Annotated in this window: 18 protein-coding genes; 13 read left to right on the plus strand and 5 right to left on the minus strand. The window is 59.8% G+C overall.

All coding sequences use genetic code 11. The annotated features are described in order from the left end of the window. The first annotated feature begins 68 nt into the window (after positions 1–68). The 10 genes from ABH15_RS08455 to ABH15_RS08500 all read left to right on the plus strand — a co-directional run bounded on the left by ABH15_RS08455 (position 69) and on the right by ABH15_RS08500 (position 9565). Positions 69–791, plus strand: a complete 723-nt coding sequence (locus ABH15_RS08455) for an anaerobic ribonucleoside-triphosphate reductase activating protein (protein ID WP_241648053.1) — start codon at positions 69–71, stop codon at positions 789–791. A 233-nt stretch (positions 792–1024) separates the two neighbouring features. After that, positions 1025–1573, plus strand: coding sequence for an AAA family ATPase (locus ABH15_RS08460; protein ID WP_128693912.1), 549 nt, complete (start codon positions 1025–1027; stop codon positions 1571–1573). Next, positions 1570–2343 carry a sugar phosphate isomerase/epimerase family protein gene (locus ABH15_RS08465; RefSeq protein ID WP_128693913.1) on the plus strand — a complete coding sequence of 258 codons (774 nt, stop codon included), beginning with the start codon at positions 1570–1572 and terminating at the stop codon, positions 2341–2343. The genes ABH15_RS08460 and ABH15_RS08465 overlap by 4 nt, the downstream gene beginning before the upstream one ends. After that, on the plus strand, positions 2340–3287 hold the full coding sequence (rnz, locus tag ABH15_RS08470) for a ribonuclease Z (protein WP_164913731.1): 948 nt from the start codon (positions 2340–2342) through the stop codon (positions 3285–3287). Before ABH15_RS08465 ends, rnz begins: the two co-directional genes overlap by 4 nt. Positions 3288–3309: 22 nt before the next feature. After that, on the plus strand, positions 3310–4506 hold the full coding sequence (locus tag ABH15_RS08475; RefSeq protein ID WP_128693915.1) for a magnesium transporter: 1197 nt from the start codon (positions 3310–3312) through the stop codon (positions 4504–4506). A 34-nt stretch (positions 4507–4540) separates the two neighbouring features. Next, positions 4541–5740: a potassium channel family protein gene (locus ABH15_RS08480; protein ID WP_128693916.1), complete on the plus strand. Its 1200-nt coding sequence runs from the start codon at positions 4541–4543 to the stop codon at positions 5738–5740. Positions 5741–5755: 15 nt separating this feature from the next. Beyond that, a complete protein-coding gene (locus tag ABH15_RS08485) occupies positions 5756–7591 on the plus strand; it encodes a DHH family phosphoesterase (protein WP_128693917.1) in 1836 nt (611 codons plus the stop codon). Between the two features lie 345 nt (positions 7592–7936). Further along, entirely contained in the window at positions 7937–8839 is a 903-nt protein-coding gene (locus ABH15_RS13625; RefSeq protein WP_164913682.1) for a hypothetical protein, read from the plus strand. Positions 8840–9097: 258 nt separating this feature from the next. Continuing rightward, a complete protein-coding gene (locus ABH15_RS08495; protein ID WP_128694335.1) occupies positions 9098–9349 on the plus strand; it encodes a DUF7123 family protein in 252 nt (83 codons plus the stop codon). Between the two features lie 30 nt (positions 9350–9379). Further along, positions 9380–9565 (plus strand): hypothetical protein, encoded by a 186-nt coding sequence (locus ABH15_RS08500; RefSeq protein WP_128693918.1) that lies wholly within the window; start codon positions 9380–9382, stop codon positions 9563–9565. A gap of 36 nt (positions 9566–9601) precedes the next feature. On the opposite strand, the gene ABH15_RS08505 is transcribed toward ABH15_RS08500, so the two are convergent. Beyond that, complete coding sequence (locus tag ABH15_RS08505) at positions 9602–10216, minus strand: hypothetical protein (protein WP_128693919.1); 615 nt, start codon at positions 10214–10216, stop codon at positions 9602–9604. Positions 10217–10383: 167 nt separating this feature from the next. Between ABH15_RS08505 and ABH15_RS08510 the strand changes: the two genes are divergently transcribed. Both ABH15_RS08510 and ABH15_RS08515 read left to right on the plus strand, forming a co-directional pair. After that, on the plus strand, positions 10384–10644 hold the full coding sequence (locus ABH15_RS08510; protein ID WP_128693920.1) for a hypothetical protein: 261 nt from the start codon (positions 10384–10386) through the stop codon (positions 10642–10644). A 6-nt stretch (positions 10645–10650) separates the two neighbouring features. Next, positions 10651–11238: a hypothetical protein gene (locus ABH15_RS08515; RefSeq protein ID WP_128693921.1), complete on the plus strand. Its 588-nt coding sequence runs from the start codon at positions 10651–10653 to the stop codon at positions 11236–11238. Positions 11239–11287: 49 nt separating this feature from the next. Here ABH15_RS08515 and ABH15_RS08520 read toward each other — a convergent pair whose 3' ends face one another. The 4 genes from ABH15_RS08520 to ABH15_RS08535 form a co-directional block, all read right to left on the minus strand. After that, on the minus strand, positions 11288–12082 hold the full coding sequence (locus ABH15_RS08520; RefSeq protein WP_128693922.1) for a CheR family methyltransferase: 795 nt from the start codon (positions 12080–12082) through the stop codon (positions 11288–11290). Between the two features lie 65 nt (positions 12083–12147). Beyond that, the gene (locus tag ABH15_RS08525; RefSeq protein WP_128693923.1) at positions 12148–12624 is read right to left on the minus strand and encodes a chemotaxis protein CheW; all 477 of its coding nucleotides are present in this window, start codon (positions 12622–12624) and stop codon (positions 12148–12150) included. A 10-nt stretch (positions 12625–12634) separates the two neighbouring features. Then, positions 12635–16240 carry a methyl-accepting chemotaxis protein gene (locus ABH15_RS08530; protein WP_164913683.1) on the minus strand — a complete coding sequence of 1202 codons (3606 nt, stop codon included), beginning with the start codon at positions 16238–16240 and terminating at the stop codon, positions 12635–12637. Positions 16241–16273: 33 nt separating this feature from the next. Next, a complete protein-coding gene (locus ABH15_RS08535; protein ID WP_338323532.1) occupies positions 16274–17173 on the minus strand; it encodes a ParA family protein in 900 nt (299 codons plus the stop codon). Between the two features lie 178 nt (positions 17174–17351). Here ABH15_RS08535 and ABH15_RS08540 point away from each other — a divergent pair, with 178 nt between their 5' ends. Then, complete coding sequence (locus ABH15_RS08540) at positions 17352–17702, plus strand: hypothetical protein (protein ID WP_128693926.1); 351 nt, start codon at positions 17352–17354, stop codon at positions 17700–17702. The last annotated feature ends 5 nt before the right edge of the window (positions 17703–17707 follow it).

Here is a 17707-nt window from a genome sequence, read left to right on the forward strand (position 1 = left end):
CTTAATCAGGTAAAGTTGCATTGCACATATGGGAACGTATTCAAGAAAACCAAGCCAATTATGCTGTTATGAGGGAAGATGGTGTGAAGGTGAATTTCGGAGGCTTTGTCCCGATCAGCACCGTCGACTGGCGTGGAAGAGCCGTCTGCACGGTATTCTTCAGGGGGTGCCCCGCGGACTGCTACTACTGCCACAACCGCCCTATCCGGAACGGTGAGGACTGGCGGAATCTGGATGAGATCGTCGCACTGATCCGCGATTCCCGCCTCCTCATAAGCGGCGTGGTCTTCTCCGGCGGCGAGGCGACGATGCAGCGGAAGGCTCTCGTCCGTCTTGCCGAAGAGTGCCGAACGCTCGGGCTCCTCGTAGGGCTGCACACGAACGGCGTCTACCCGAAGACGCTCGCCGAGCTCCTCGACCGGCACCTCGTGGATATGATTGCGCTCGACATCAAGACCCGCTTCGAACGCTACGACGAGCTCCTTGGCATTCCCGCCACGGAGCAGGTGAAGCAGTCGCTCGCCCTCTGCAAGGAAGCCTATCTGCGAGGTGATCTCGGATCCTTTGAGGTTGTGGTGACCCTTTTCCCCGGATGGGAGGACGATGTCCGGCATATCGCCCCGCACGCGGAGGGGCTGCCCCTCGTGCTCCAGCAGGGCGTCTTCGGCACTGCATCTCCGCTGACCCGGAGCGATCTCGCATCGATCGCAGCCCCGCTCCGCCGGCAGGTGAGGATCCGCACCCGTGAAGAGGGGGAAGTGGCGTTTGGATCCGACCCGCAGGACGGGTGAGCCTGCCGTTGGGTTCTTCGTGAGCGGATGTTGCGGATCCGCTTCTCCGGTCGTTAAGCATAATATACTCCGGAACGCACCTTACTGAACGGAACCGTTGAACGCCCCGCCTGCAGGCGGCGTTCACGCTGCACACGAGCCGGAATTACCCCTCCGGCCGATAGCCGATACTATATGCCGGTCTTTGGGAGATGCGGAAATTTTTTGAATGGAGTAGAGGGAGACTTGCGTTAATGAGGGTCATAGGTGTTGTAGGACTGCCGGGGAGCGGGAAAGGGGAGGTCTCCCGGATCGCCCGGGAGAATGGTATTCCCGTCGTGGTGATGGGTGACGCCATACGGAGGCGCGTTACGGAGGCGGGCATGCCTCCGACCGATAAAAACCTCGGCGAGATGTCACGGCATCTCCGCGAAGAGATGGGGATGGACGCTATCGCCCGGCTCAGCATACCGGCGATCGAGAGCCAGACCTCATCCGTCGTGCTGGTGGACGGTATCAGGGGAGACTACGAGGTCGAGACGTTCAAACGACGGTTCCCCGAGTTTCTGCTGATCGGCATCCGCGCATCCTTTGAGACACGTCTCGCCCGCCTCGCCCGGAGAGGCCGGTCGGACGATATGCCCGCCGCGGAGGATCTCCGCTGCCGGGACGAGCGGGAACTCGGGTGGGGACTCGGCCGGGCGCTCGAACAGGCCGACACCGTCATCGAGAACGACGGAACGGTGGAGGATCTCGCGGTGCAGGTACGCGAACTCCTCAGGCAGGCAGGGGATCGGCCATGACCTTAAAACCCTACTTCTCTTCGTCATCGAAGGTCTGGGAGCCCCGGAGCTGGATCTACGGGATCGAGGAGGCCGGGTATGCCGGCTGGGAGATCGTCGCGGACGGCAGGTACCGGTTCGATACTCCCGGGATGTTCCAGGAGATCCGGGAGGAACTCTCGAGCACCAACCTTGCCGCGTCGGTGCACGCACCCTACAGCGACCTGAACCTCGCCTCGGTGAACTACCCGATCTGGCGGGAGTCGGTCCGGCAGATCTGCGCCTGTATCGAGCATGCGGCGGAACTGACCGACCGGGTGACCGTTCACCCCGGTTTCGTCTCGCCCGTCGGAAAACTGGTGCCCGAGAAGATGTGGGAGATGCAGAAGAACGCCCTCGTCGAGATCGGGCGCTACGCCGCCGACCGGGGTGTCCTCGCGTGCCTTGAGAATATGATCAGCATCAGGGAGTTCTTCTGCCGGTACCCGGAGGAGATTCTCGGCATGACCGAAGATATAGAGGGTATCGGCGTCACCTTCGACGTGGGGCACGCGAACACGAACGGCGTCGTCGGATCGTTCCTCCCCTACCTGCACCGGATCAACCACGTCCACGTCCACGACAACCACGGCAAACAGGACGAACACCTGGCGCTCGGCGACGGGACGGTCGACTGGGAGAGCGTCGGGAGGGCCATCGCCGCCGACTACTCAGGGATAGTCGTCGTCGAGGGGCGGAACCTCGACGAAGCGAAACGGAGTCTTGCAGCATTCGGGAAGTGGTTCGTATAGCCGGCGAGACGCTCCACGTCCACTTCCTCGGCACCGCCGGGGCGCTCCCGGCTCCCCAGAGGAACCCCTCCTGCATCATGATCCGGCGGGGCTCGGACTCGATCCTCTTCGACTGCGGCGAGGGGGCGCAGCAGCAGATGATGCGTGCGCGGACGGGCTTTGGCGTCGACGCGATCTTCGTCACCCACTGGCACGCCGATCACTTCCTCGGCATCTTCGGGCTCGTGGAGTCGCTCTCCTTCATGGGGAGGACGGACGAACCCCTCCACATCTACGGCCCCGACTGGGTGCACGAGTTCATCAATGTCCTCCGGACGGTCGCCCGGCACAACGTCCGGTTCCCCATCCACGGGCATACTCTCGGGCACGGAGACGTCGTCCCGTTTCCGGGGTTCACGGTTCGGGCGTTCGCGACGCGTCACGGCATCACGAGCCTCGGTTACGTCCTCGAAGAGGACGAGCGGCCCGGAAAGTTCGACCGGGAGCAGGCGATCGCGCTCGGTGTCCCGCCGGGTCCGCTCTTCGGGAGGCTGCAGCGCGGCGAGACCGTCCGGATAGTGCGGGACGGCACCGAAGTTGAGATCCTTCCGACCGACGTCATGGGCGAGCTGCGCCCCGGCCGGAAGGTCGTCTATACCGGCGACACCCGTCCGATGCAGCGGGAGAGCGGGGCAGCGGGGCTGATGGCGGATGCGGATCTCCTGATCCACGATGCGACCTTCGACGACGAGGACGCCGCCCGGGCTGCCGAGGTGCTCCACTCGACGGCAGGCGAGGCCGGGGAGGCGGCAGAAACACTCAATGCGCGGATGCTGGCGCTTGTTCACTTAAGTTCCCGCTATACGAGCACGGCAAACCATATACGCGATGCAAAGAAACGATATAAAGGAGAAATAATCGCACCGGCCGATCTCTCGGTGCTTGAAATACCCTACAGGAGCTGATTGACGGTGGACGGTGATACCGATGGCACAGGGCATAGCGAGTCGGTACCACCTCCTTCTGACCGGCCTTTCCGCCCTGCTCATCGCCACCGCAGCCGGGAGCATAGCAGGGATCTATCTCGGATCGGCAACCGCCGTGCTCGCACTGATACCCGGCCTGCTGGTTCTCCTGCCCGCCTCGATCGGTATGCGGGGCAACATATCCGGCGTCTTTGCATCCCGCCTCTCGAGCTCGATGCACCTCGGCGAGTTTGAAGTATCCTTCACCGAAGGCTCCGTCCTCGGCGACAATCTCCGTGCGTCCCTGATAATATCTGTCCTGACGGCATTCTTCCTCGGTCTCGCGGCGAACGTCGTCGGTCTCGTCTCCGGTATCGAAGTCATCGGCGCACTCGATCTCGTCCTGATCTCGCTTCTCTCCGGGATGCTCTCGAGCATCGTGATCCTCCTCTTTACCATTCTTCTCTCGATCGCAAGTTACCGCTACGGGCTCGATCTCGATCTGATCGGTGCACCGGCCGTGACCACCGCCGGGGATATCGTCACCATTCCGGTACTCGTCGCGTCCGCCGTTCTGGTCATGCTGCTCCCGCCGGAGCTGAGAGACCTGCTCGCTCTCGCTGCAGTCGCGTCCGTCGCAGTAACGCTCGTCTACACCCTGCGCACGAGCGAATCCGTCCGCCGGATGGTCACGGAGAGGACAGTCCTTCTCCTCCCGCTCTCGTTTCTCGGCATCATGGCGGGGGCGACGTACGAGGCCGGCCTTGAAGAACTCGTCGCCTTCGCTGCGTTCCTGATCCTTATCCCGCCCTACATGGGGGGGCTCGGTTCCATCGGCGGGATTCTCGCTTCCCGCCTTGCAACCGGGATGCATATGGGAACGATCCCGCCTCTGCTTCTTCCCGGGCGGGAGACGGCGCATCACTTTATTATCACTTACTTCTATACGTTGATACTGCTTCCCTTGATGGCGGTAATCGCCCATGCGGCCGCGGTTCTGCTGGGGCTCGCGACCCCCGGGCTCGTGGCGATGGTGGCGATCAGTCTGCTGGCAGGGCTCCTGATCGTGACGCTCATGAACGGCATGGCGTATGTAACGGCAAGCCTCTCGTTTCGTTTCGGTCTTGACCCCGATAATTACGGCATCCCCGTCATTACCAGCTTGATAGACTTTATCGGTGCGGCCGTTCTGGTCGCGACGATCGGTATACTGCTGTAGTGAGAGATATATGAGAAGAACACTCACCAAACCTATGATGGAACGTGAATATCAGCCGGTCAGCTTCAAGGATGTCCTGATCGAGATGAAGGACATCTCCGAGCTGATGGTTGACCTGTCCTATTCCGCCATACTCTTCGACAGTAAAGAAGTTGCGCTTGAGGTCATCAATCTCGAAGAGAGCATGAATAAACTGGTCTATCAGGCCAGAATACAGAGCATGCTCGGTGCCCGCCGTCTCGACGAGGCGGAGGCGATGAGCGGGCTGCTCCAGGTCGCCGAGGCTGCAGAGAAGATCGCAAACTCCGCTTCCGACGTCGCGAAGCTCATCTTAAAGGAGGTCAGGTTTCCGGCGGAACTCAAATGGGTTCTTCCGGAGGCCGAAGAGGTCGTGGCACGCGTCGTGGTCGACCCCGGAAGCGATCTTGACGGGCAGACGCTCGGCGGCCTGAAACTGCAGAGCACGAGCGGCATGCAGGTGATCGCCATCCGCCGGGGCAGGGGCTGGATCTATGATCCCGGTAAGGAGACCGGTATCGCGGCGGGCGATATCCTGCTCGCAAAGGGCCCTGAAGGGGGAGCCGAACTCCTCTCCCGGATGGCGGGTGCAGGGGAGTATCCCCGCCGTGAACCGCGCAGCACCGGCACCCCGGGTGATATCGGCCGGGTCGTCAAGCTGATCATCGAGATGAAGAATATCAGCGAGCTCACCGTCGGGCTTGCCTACACGTCCCTCCTCTTCAACAACAAGGAGGTCGCTCACGAAGTGGTCGCCCTCGACGCGGGGATGGACGATATGCGCTACGACCTCGATCTCTGGATCCTCGAAGCGGCGAAGAAGATCGATGATGTGAAGGAACTCCGGGGTCTCCTGTATATGTCCTCGTTTGCCGAGGCGATCAGTAACGCAGGCCGTGCCATCGTCGATGTCCTCCTTCGCGACATCGAGGTTCCGCCGGTCTTCAAGAAGATCGTCCGCGAGTCCGATGAGATCATCACCCGCATAACCGTGGGGACGGCCTCCCCCCTCGTCGGGCGGACGCTCAAAGAGGCCACCCTCGGGACGGTTACGGGGATGGTGGTGCTCGCGATTAAGAGCCGCGACCGGTGGATCTACCGGCCAGGGAAGAACGTTTGCTTAAGGAGCGGTGATATTATCATCGCAAAAGGCAGAAGAGATGGTGAATGCAGGCTCTACGAGCTTGCCGGGTTCACCCGTGACCAATCCGAATAATTGTGGAGAATAACAATGACAGATACAACAGATACGATCGTTTACCGGCTCAGCGCGAACTGTGACCTCGAGGAGGTCGAGGAAGGAAAGATGTACCTCGGCCGGGTTCAGGGCTTTGCCAACTTCGGTGTCTTTGTTCAGTTAAACGACCGCGTAAAAGGGCTTGTGCATAAGAGCAATATCAAAGCGGATCACTCGGAGCGCGATCCGATCATCGTCGAGGTGCTGCAGATCCGCAAAAACGGCAACATCGACCTTGAGGAGGTAATGCCGCAGGTCTACCGGACCGAGTCCGTGACGAAGGCGATGCCGACGATCCGTCTCTCCGATCTCGGCCGCAAGATCGGCAGGACGGTTATGATCGAGGCCGAAGTGGCGCAGATCAAGCAGACCTCCGGGCCGACGATCTTCACGCTCGTGGATGAATCCGCCACCGAGAACGCCGCTGCGTTCATCGAGGCGGGAGTCAGGGCATACCCCGAGGTGCAGCTCGGCGACATCGTCGGTGTCGTCGGCGAGGTGATGCAGCGGAATAACCAGCTCCAGATCGAGGTCTCCTCGCTCTCCGTCCTCGAGCCCGAGGATGCAGACCGGGTGCGGGCTCGGATCGATCAGGCGCTCGACGAGCGGGCGGAGCCTGAAGATATGCCGTTCCTGGTCGAGAGCGACGTCTTCGAGCGGCTTCGGCCGGCGATGCGGAACGTCGCGAAGCAGATCAGAAAAGCGGTTTTTACCGCTCAGCCGATAGTCCTCCGGCACCACGCCGATGCAGACGGGATCTGCGCCGCCGTCGCGGTCGAAACGGCCGTTACCGCGCTCATCAGGGAGAGCGGCGGGGACTTCGACGCCGAGTACTTCCTCTTCAAGAGGTCGCCGTCGAAGGCGCCGTTCTACGAGATAGAGGATATCACCCGTGATCTTGACTTCGCCCTGAAGGACAATATCCGGTACGGCCAGAAGATGCCGATGATCCTCCTGATGGACAACGGATCGACCGAGGAGGACGTGCCGGCGATGAAGGTCACCGAGATCTACGGGTTCCCGGTCGTCGTGGTCGACCATCACCACCCGGACGAGATCGTCGATCAGTACCTCATCGGGCACGTTAACCCGTACCATGTCGGCGGCGACTTCGGGATCACCGCAGGCATGCTCGGAACCGAGATCGCCCGGATGATCAATCCGGCGGTAGAGGAGCAGATCAAGCACCTCCCGGCGATCGCCGCCGTCGGAGACCGGAGCGAGGCTCCTGAGCGGGCACGCTACCTCGAACTCGCCGCGCCCGCCTACTCCGAGCAGCACTGCAAGGATATCGCGCTTGCCCTCGATTACGAACAGTTCTGGCTCCGGTTCAACGACGGCCGCGAGATCGTCAAGGATATCGTCAACCTGAGCGGCAACGCCGAGCGGCACATGAGGTTTGTCAACCTGCTCACGGCCGAGGCGAACTCCGCTATCGAAGAGCAGATGGAAGCGGTCATGCCGCACGTGGTATCGCGGGTGCTGCCGAACGGAGCGAACCTCTTCATGCTCGACGTCGAGATGTATGCTCACCGGTTCACGTTCCCGCCGCCCGGCAAGACCTCGGGCGAGGTTCACGACCGGCTTGTCCGGGAGCACCCCGGTGAGCCTGTGGTGACGCTCGGGTTTGGCCCCGACTTTGCCGTGCTGCGCTCGAAGGGCGTCATGATGAACATCCCCCGGATGGTCCGGGAGCTCCGCCAGGAGATCGTCGGCGGCGGTGTCAACGGCGGCGGTCACCTCGTCGTCGGGAGCATCAAGTTCGTCGAAGGGATGCGGGATGCCGTGCTCGACGGCCTTATCGAGAAGATCGGCCAGGCGCCGATCTGAACCCGGGAACATCTCCCGTTACACTCTTCTTAGATGCAGGGGCGGTGCCCTGCCAGGGATCCCCTGTGTCGGGCTCCTCTGTTTTAACCCGGTGCCGTTTGCGATACCGCTCAGGCTGTCTGGCCGACCTGCCCGGAGAGGTAGGGGCAGTCGAGTGTCTCCCCTCTCTTCTCCCGGTCTCCGGGTTTTTGAATCGGCTTCATACGAAGAGGCCGCTGCTATTTTCACCCTCGCTTACGGCCGGCCGCTTCTTCATCCCCGGGAGGGGTATCCGGTCAACGTATCCGCCGGGATTGTATTTCTACCGAAATATAAATATAGGATTATTGTTCAGATGGTCACCTTATGTCAGTCAGTAGACGAGCGCTTACAGGCCTCCTGATGGCCGTGCTGGTGGCAGGGTGCATCATCGCCATGCCGGCAGTGGCCGAGGTCGTTAGCCCGACAGAACCGCCGACCGAGATTCCGTTTGGCGACATAACCACGAATGAAACGGTGGCGACCGAGACGGTGACCCCGATCGAGACGGAAACCGGGACTCCTGCCGCTACAGAGGCCCCCGTCGGTGAGCAGGCCGTGACCGAGACCGAGACCGAAACCCCGACAGAGATGGTGACCGAGACCGAGACGGAGGCGCCGGTCGCCGGAGCGGTGGTTGATAATGTGAGCGACGGTGCTCCGATCCAGGTTCAGCCGGGAGATACTATCACGGTAACCAGCGAAACGCAGGTCTACGACCTTACCGGGCTTCGGAACACCACGGGTGGTGAAGACCTGGCCATCACCGAACTGCGTGCGTACGACAACAACAATCCCGAGACAGGCACTCCTGTAAATACCGTCGAGATCAGCGACGACGCGAACGTAGAGCTTGCGGCCGCTGACTTCGGGGGCACCTTCGGCATATACTATCCCTATGACGGGCAGGACGTCGTCGACAACTCCATCACCGTCAATGAGGAGGCCGGGGGCGTCGTAGATAATGGAACTACCGCGGATAATGAGACATCCAACGAGACGATGACGACCGAGGAGACGATGACCCCGGAGATGACGGAGACACCTGCCGAGACGATGACGACCGAGGAGGTGACGACGGAGATGACGGCGCAACCGACCTTCACCACGATGCAGGAGGAGACGGCCGCACCGACACCGACGGCCACCACCCCGCTGTCGATTCCGATCGTTCTCGGGGCTCTCGGCATATTCGGTCTTTTGATCGTCATGAGGAGGAACAAGAGATAGGTCTTATCTCCATTTTTCCCGCCGGAACGACTATCATTCTTCTCAACCAACCTTAATCTTCAGCAACGCACCGGCCTCTCCTCCGTTGCGGAGAGGTGCACCCGCATCGATCCGGTTCTTAACCATGCGGAGTATTTGTCCACCCAAAACAACCGGAATATCTATAATCCGTTAAGCTTCGGTGCCATCAGGGTTCACAAATAGGTAAATATATATACTGTGCTGGATAAAATGGAGTTGCTCACGAGGGAAGAGTTAATGTCTACAAAGGACCGTATTCGGGAGAAGTACAACGAAACCCAGCGTAAAATACTGTATCATCTGAAATCAGGCATAAAGACGGGTAAGTCGTACTTCAAGTCCAAATATATCGCAAAGGATCTCGGGCTCTCGCCAAAAGAGGTCGGTATCAACCTTGCGATCCTCTCGGAGATCTGCGATGAGCTCGATATCACGCGCTGGAGTTACTCAAATAGCACCACATGGCGGGTGACCTCCCGGGCATCATAATATTAATGGCATAAGTCCCTATTTTTCTCTATGAAAGTTGTTGACTTTGTAGCACCGGTCGAGTTCGTTGCGAACATCGACGAAGAAAAAGACTGCATCATGTCCCAGGACAAGATCAGCGGCGACCAGAAGGATCTCTGGTTCAACATCGACGTCCCGAAAGGCCACGGGGTGAAGGCGGGAGACCGCGTCCGGATCATCATCGAGAAGGTCTGATCCGGGACCTGCCGGGGCGCAGAGATCTGCTGCCCCTCACGCTCCGGCGGCGTCTGCGGGGAACGTCTCGAGGCTGATAACGTACCGATCGACGTAGTCGCACCCGATTATCAGGTAGTAGGTGCCGTCGCCGCTCTGGACATTTTTTATGATACTGCCCGGATAGCGAAGTTCAGCTCCTTCGACAATGCCGCCCGTCTCCGCATCGATGAGAGCCATCCGGAAGAGCGCGGCCTGTGGCCTTCTCTCGGCGGAGACGGTACAGTTCATCCGCCAGACGGGGGACGGCACCGTGAAGGTCTCCGTGACTCCTCCGTCCGATCCCTCGACGTAGGCGAACGGAACCGTGCGGTCTGTCTTCCAGGGGATATCAGACCCGCCGAAGGAACTCAGGTTCGACGGGAGGTAGTATCGGGGGTACTTGCGGTAATCGGTTTCGTACACGATCCTGTACGGCCCTGGGGAGGCGGTAGCCGCAGGTAGGGGAACGATCCCCGAATCACCGGAGGAAGGGGTGGTGGGCACCGGCGTCTCCGCCGGGGCTGCCACAGGACTCACCGGAACCGCTTCGGGTGCCGGACCGAAGACGACCGCTACGACGGCAACGATCGCCAGTGCCGCGAGAACACTACAGAGATCCCACTTATCCACTAAATATGAATAATCCGGGTCTTTTGAAATAGGTTTCGTATCGTGCGCGAGAGCGGCGGCCGTCCGCCCGAAGCGCCGGTTGCACAGGCGCACAGGCTCTTTGTGGGGCTTAGCGGGCAGAAAAGAATTGTTTATATACGGCTAACCGAATACTGTCCTGATAGACTATGGAGATTCCGGAGATACGCACATGGGTCATCTTTTATCTTCTCTCATTTGTCGTACTGCTGGTGGCGCTCTTCCTCACGACCCGGGAGAGCGGGCAGCTCTGGATCAGTCTCATGCTCATCATCGTCGTCGTCGGGGTCAACTTCACGATGCTCTTCTCGGAACTGAAGCAGCAGAAGGAGAAGAGGGAACTATCAAAGAAACTCTCCGGAACCGAAGGCAGCCTCTCGTGCATCGATGCTGCCGGGCGCAGGTGGTGATCCGTTTTGGCCGAAACCCTCCTCCCGCCGCATGTCCGTGAACGGGAGTACTGGAAACAGTATCGGGCGATGCGCACCATGACCGCCCGTCTCGCCTCGCAACGCGACTTGGTGCGACGGATCAGGGAGGAGCCGGCGATCCCGGCACAGGCCCAGGACGCTGCGGCAAAAGCGCTCTCTGTCGATATCGAAGAGACCCGGCATCTCTTCGGCGAGGTGCTCGAGACACTCATCACCACCGGCATGCAGACCTCGCACTCCCTCGACATCGAGACCGTGGCGGCGATACCCGCCGACTCCGACCTTATCGAGGTGCTTGAATGCCTGCTCTGGGTGGATGGAGAAGAGGAGCGGATCGAACCCGAGATCGGCGGCGCTCTCATCCGTTATGGGATCCGGCAGGGACACGGCGCCCCCGTACGGGCGCTCCTTGCATTTTACAGAACCGAGGAGGTGCGGTACGACAGGCGGCTTGAAGGCTCTCTCGAGCGCTGCTCGCTCACGATCCTGCAGGAGGTATACCCCGCAAAGCAGTACCACATCAGGATGAGGCTGCCGGCGGAGGCTCTGATCGGGCGCGGCATCCTCTCGTAGATCGGAGATTTTTGCCAAAAAAAGGGTATGACGTCCTGCCCCTCTCCGGTCAGGACTTCTTTGTCAGGATCTTCTGCGCACTGTTGAACGGGGAGAAGAGGTGCTCGACCTCCCGCCCCAGGTACTCCGTCTTTCCCATGACGTAGTAGCCGCCCGGGAGCAGGGCGCTGTGGAACAGACGGGCGAGGTCGTTCTTCTGCTTCTCCGAGAAGTATATCGTGACGTTTCTGCAGCTGACGACGTCGACGTAGCGGGCGGCGGGGATCTCGCTCATCAGATCGTGGTGCCGGAACCGAACGAGGTCTTTGATATGGGGTTTGACCTCGAACATGCCGTCGTCGCGGGCGGTGAAGTGTTTGCGAAGCTCCCGTTCACCGACCTGCTCGACGGCCCTTCGGTCGTAGACGCCTTCCGCCGCCTTTCGCAGCACTTCGCGATCGATATCCGTCGCGTAGATCGAAACGCTGGCGCCCGGTTTTGCTTCGAGGAGGTCGTGGGCGAGTATGGCAAACGAGTACGGCTCCTCTCCCGTCGCACACCCGGCGCACCATATCCTGACGGTGCCCCTCTTCTGAATGAGCGAGGAGAGGATCTCCTGGCGGAGAACCGTATAGACCTCCGGGTCGCGGAAGAACTTCGTGACGTTTATGGTAAGCGCGTTCCTGAGCAGGTCGACCTCCTGCGGGGTCGCCAGGAGGTACTTGTGGTACTCTTCGTAACTTTCGTTCTTCGTCAGGCGCATCCGGGAGAGGATACGCCGTTTGATATAGTCTTCCTTGTAGCTTGAGCACCGGATCCGAACCAGTTTCTCAATACTTCGCTGCAGCGATGAAAATGCATCCATAGGTTCTCTGCCGCCCTCCTATCGTGGCGCACTGTTGTTTCCGAAGATCTCAGGGCAACAATGATTTACGTGTCCTGGTGGCCGTCGACACTGCTGATGACTTTGAGGATATCCACCCAGATGACGAGGCTCCTTCCCTTCTCCGCATCGTCGCCACCGCTCTTGATGATGCCCTTTACGAACGAACCGATATTCGAACTTATCCCGTCGCTCATCTTTTCGACGTCTTTGTCCTGTATCTGGATCACGCTGTGCACGTCGTCGACGATGATCCCGACGTTCGCTCCGCCGGTCGCTTCGGGGATCAGGACGACTATCTTCTGGTTCTCGGCGATACGGCTGTCCGCAAGCCCGAGGAGATTTTTAAGGTTGATGATATTCGTGATCTCGCCCCGGAGGTTGATGATCCCTGCCAGGTAGTGAGGGGCGCGGGGGAGGGGAGTGATCGGCATCATCTCCACGATCTCCCGGGCTATCTGGATGTCGAGGGCGTAGTGTTCCGCGCCCAGTTGAAACTCTACCACATCGATGGTGTTTGCCATGGTAGACACCTCAGTTCAGACGGAACCGTTCCATCATCTTCTTGAGCTGTTCCGTCATCGCCGCGAGTTCGTGCGATGCGCTGCCGACCTCCTGCGTCGATGCACTGACCTCCTCGGCGAGAGCGGCCATATCCTCGGTTCTTCCCATATTCTCCTTGGTCATCTGGGTCGAGTCTTCCATGCTCTGCATGACGTGGTTCGTCGAGTTCGCCTGGTCTTCGGACGCCTTCGTGATCTCCGTGATACCGTGGGCGACTACCTCCGCCTCGTCGATGATCCGGTTCAGGGCCTCGATCGCCTTGTTGACGCTCTCGATGCCTGCCTGGATCTCGTTGTGCGACGACCGCATCGACCCTGCCGTCTTGTCGCTGCTTGCCTGGATCGACCGGATCAGGTTCTCGATATCCTGACTTGCACCCTTCGATTCGCCGGCAAGGTTCCGGATCTCTCCGGCGACGACGGCAAAGCCCCGACCGTGTTCCCCTGCCCTCGCGGCCTCGATAGCGGCGTTCAGTGCGAGCAGGTTCGTCTGGTTGGCGATATCGGTGATCATCTTGACGATGTTGTTGATCTCCCGCATCTGTGCGTTCAGATCGGTGATCTCCTGCACGCTCTGCTCCGAGATCTCCTCCACGTACTGCATCTTCTTCGTGGCGATCTGTCCGAGGGCGGCGGCATCGTTCCCCTCTTTGGCGGCTTTCGCTGCGTGCTCCATGACCTCCTGGGAGGTGCTTGCGATCTCCTCGATCGATGCCGAGAGATCGGTGATCTCCTGGCCTATCTCCTCGATCTTCTCGAGCTGCCGCCGGGCGTCCTCGCTCGACTGCTGCGTGGAGAGCGCCACCTGTTCGGTTGCCCGGATGATCTCGTCCGAGCTCTTGCTCACTTCTTTCGTGGTCTGCTCGACCTGCTCGGCAGCCCTGACCACTTCCTGGAGGAGTGCCCGGATGGCGGATGCGGATGCGTTGTAGTCCTCCTTCACCGTTCTGAGCGGATCGTTCGCTCCTATCGTGACGGATGCCGTCAGGTTTCCTTGAGCCATCGCACTCAGTGCTTCGCCGAGTTCCTCCGCACTCCGGGCGAGGAGTGCATTCTCCTCCTTTGCCGTCTCCATGAGGTGCTGGACCTGCTGCTCCTTCTCCCGCTGCTCGGTCATATCGAGGTAGATGTAGAAGGCGACGTCGATCTTCCCGTGTTTATCGAAGATCGGGATTCCGTAGAGGATGAGATACTTCTTCACGCCGTCAGGCCAGGTGACCAGCATCTCAGTTACGGAGAGTTTTCCGCTCTCATAGCAGGCGTAGAAGTCATTGCCGGAGAGCACCTTGATGTTGAAGTCGGAGAGTTTCTTGGCCATCAACTCGTCGCGGGTGCCCCGCCAGACCTGCTCGTAGGTCTTGTTGATCTCGATCCGTTTCCTCTCGTTATTGAGGACGGCGATGGCGAGCGGATTGTCCTTGATCATCGCTTCGACACGGTGCTGTGCGGCACTGGACTCGTCCATCTTGTCGTGGAGATCCGTCCAGTCGTTCCAGACGTAGAAGGCCATCTCAATCTCGCCGTTCTTATCGAGGATCGGGATGGCGTTCAGGGTCAGGTACTTCCGCACGCCGTCGGGCCATTTGACGCGGACGTTCGTGGTCGCCCGCTTCTTCGTCTCGTAGCAGGCGTAGAAGTGGTCGCCGTCGAGGACTTCGATGTCGTAGTCGTAGAGTTTCTTCCGCATCGTCTCTTCGCGGGTTCCGCGCCACATCCGGACATACTCGTCGTTGATATCGACCCTGCTCTTGTCCGCCCGGAGGACGGCGATGGCGAGCGGGTTCTCCTTGATCATCGTATCGACGCGGTGCTGCACGGCCGTGGTCTCCTCCATCTTGTTGTGGAGATCCGTCCAGTCGTTCCAGACGTAGAAGGCCATCTCGATCTCGCTGTTCTTATCGAGGATCGGGATGGCGTTCAGGGTGAGGTACTTCCGGACGCCGTCGGGCCACTTGACGCGGACGTTCGTGGTCGCCCGCTTCTTCGTCTCGTAGCAGGCGTAGAAGTGGTCGCCACTGAGAACCTCGATGTCGTAGTCGTAGAGTTTTTTGCGGAGCGTCTCTTCGCGGGTTCCGCGCCACATCCGGGCATACTCGTCGTTGATGTCAAGCCGGCTCTTGTCGGCTCTGAGAACCGCAATCGCGAGGGGATTGTCCTTGATCATCGTGTCGTTCCGCTGCTGTACCTTCTTGACCTCCTCCATCTTCTCGTGGAGATCCGTCGTGTCGTTCCAGACGTAGAAGGCCATCTCGATCTCGCCGTTCTTATCGAGGATGGGGATGGCGTTCAGGGTGAGGTACTTCCGCACACCGTCGGGCCACTTGACGCGGACGTTCGTGGTCGCCCGCTTCTTCGTCTCGTAGCAGGCGTAGAAGTGGTCGCCGCTGAGGACCTCGATGTCGTAGTCGTAGAGTTTCTTCCGCATCGTCTCTTCGCGGGTGCCGCGCCACATCCGGACGTACTCGTCGTTGATATCGATCCTGCTCTTGTCCGCCCGGAGGACGGCGATGGCGAGCGGGTTTTCCTTGATCATCGTATCGACGCGGTGCTGCATCCGCCTGATCTCTTCCTCTTCTTTGCGGAGGGTGGTGATGTCGTTGTAGACGTTCAGGAGCGCGGTGAGTTCACCCTTCTCGTCGAGGATGGGTATGCCGTGCTGCTCGAGGGTGTAGATTCCGGAGGGGAACTCGACGACGATCTCTGCAAGCGAACGCTGTCTCTGGACGATGGCTTTCTTGATCCCGTCGCCCGTCTTTGAGAGGATCTTGAAATCGTGAAGCGCCATCGCCATGATCCGTTCGCGCGAGATGCCGCTGAGTTTGACGAAGGCCTCGTTTGTCACGGTCACGGCGAGATCCTTGTCGACGACGAGCATCGGCATCGGGTTCTGCTCGATGAGCACCTCCGCCTGCTTCTGAAGACCGGTGATCTCCGCCATCTGCGCCTTCAGTTCCTCTTCCTCCTCCCGCAGTTTCGTCACGTCGTTGTAGACGATCATGATCCGGTCAAGATCGCCCTTCTCGTCGAGGATGGGGATGCCGTACTGCTCGAGGGTGAACGTGCCGGACGGGAACTCGACGATGACCTCGCCGAACGCTTTCTTCTTCTCGCCTATCACCTTCTTGATCCCCTCGCCCTTCTGCGAGACGATAGTAAAGTCCCGGAGCGCCATCTGCATGACCCGCTCCCGCGGGATACCGGTGAGTTTGATGAAGGCGTCGTTCGTGACCGAGACACGGTACTGCTGATCGACGACGAGCATCGGCATCGGGTTCTGCCGGATGATCTCGTCCGAGTTCCTCCGGAGATTCTCGATCGTCTGCATGCCGTGCTGGATCTCTTCCTCCTCTTCCGCTACCTTCTCAAGGAGCGTGTTGACGGAGGCTGCAAACGGCTTATAATACTCCGGAATGCCCGCAAGATCGATTCGCGCGGAGAAGTCTCCGCCAATTGCCGCCTGCAGTGCCGTCTCGACCGCCGCCGGCATCTCTGCAGGCGCTCCCGCCTGCGGCACTCCGTTCGCGCCGGGAGAGATGGCTCCGGTAAACAGCGCTTTTCTTCCTGGTTTGTCAGTCATACTCATTCCTCCTCTCTTTCCTTCTCCGGGGCATCAGCCCCAGTTCTTAATGGCGGACGCAATGGTGCGGTACGTCTCCGCGGCGTCGCTATCGGGTGCGTAATGCGATATGGGAAGTCCCCGCTGCTGCGTCTCGTAGATCCGCGGCGAGTACGGGACGGTGAAGACCTGCTTGAACTGGTTTTTGACCTCGTTTTCGAGGGCTACCAGCCGTTCCCGCTCTTTTTCGTCGTCTGGAGACGAGCGGGGGCCGAAGAGACGCTTGATGAATACGGCAAGCCCTCCTGCGGCGGGCTCTTCCCTGTCCGCCCCTCTCCAGCGCGTCAGGATTGCAACGTCCGTCTCGATGCTGGCACCGAGGAGGTCTCCCATATCCTCGAAGATCGTCGAGAGCGTCCCTATTCCCTTGAGCGCGAATGTGCCGGGATCGAGCGTTACGACGGTATGATCCGCAGCGACGAGCCCGTTGATGACGAACTGACCCATGCTCGGCGGCGTATCGATCAGAATGTAGTCGTATACGGGCACGATCGGAGCCAGCAGTTCCTTAAGGACACCGGCACGGTCTTCGATGTTGTAGAGATACGGTTCGACCCCGACGAGATCCAGGGTTGCAGGTGCAAGATCGATACCTGCCTCCGTCGTGACGATAATATCCGAGACGGCGACATCCGGGAACCCCTCGAAGATGCCCATGAAGGCGTCGTACATGCTCTTCTCGAGCGAGTCCGGATCGATCCCGAGGCCTACCGTGGCGTTGGCCTGCGGGTCGCAGTCGACGACGAGTACTTTCTTCCCGTCTTTCTGAAGAAATCCTGCAATGTTAATGCACGATGTCGTTTTGCCAGTCCCACCTTTGTGGTGGGCGAACGCTACAATCGTAATGCTAGCACCCCTGTTACGTCTATTTGCAATATGTGTTCTTAAACCTATTTTTTTAGAACACTACCACGCGCTACCGAATTTCGGATTTCCGGGTGCAGTCTCTTCCTGATGAGCGGGCACATCCTCTGGAGGGCAGGGTGGTCCGCCGCTGCATCCATCGTATCGATCTCCCGGCGCCGAATCTATTTAGTAAGGCATAACTTGCTCTCTGGTACACACTCACTCAATGTCCCATAGCTATACGGTCTTCTGCATCCTGCTCCTTGCCGCATTCATCGGGGCCGCCGGGTGCCTCGGCATCGGTTTCGGCGACGTGACCTACGACGGCGAGGCGCTTCACGTCGAGGTCGAGAGCTCCCGGAACGTGACCGACGCCGTTCTCCAGGTCACCCTGACCGAGATCGGCGGGTTCGAACAGCGGCAGCTATTCTCGGAGGCAACCTACATCGATCTCGCGGTGGGCACGAACGAGTACACCGTCCCCGTCGAGCTTGCGCCTGGAACCTATCGGATCTACCTCTACCTCTTCATCGGTGACGAGCGTGGAGCCTCGGTGATCCGTGACCTGGAGGTCTGATCCGC

Origin of the sequence: Methanoculleus taiwanensis (assembly GCF_004102725.1) — an archaeon.
Lineage (GTDB): Archaea > Halobacteriota > Methanomicrobia > Methanomicrobiales > Methanoculleaceae > Methanoculleus_A > Methanoculleus_A taiwanensis.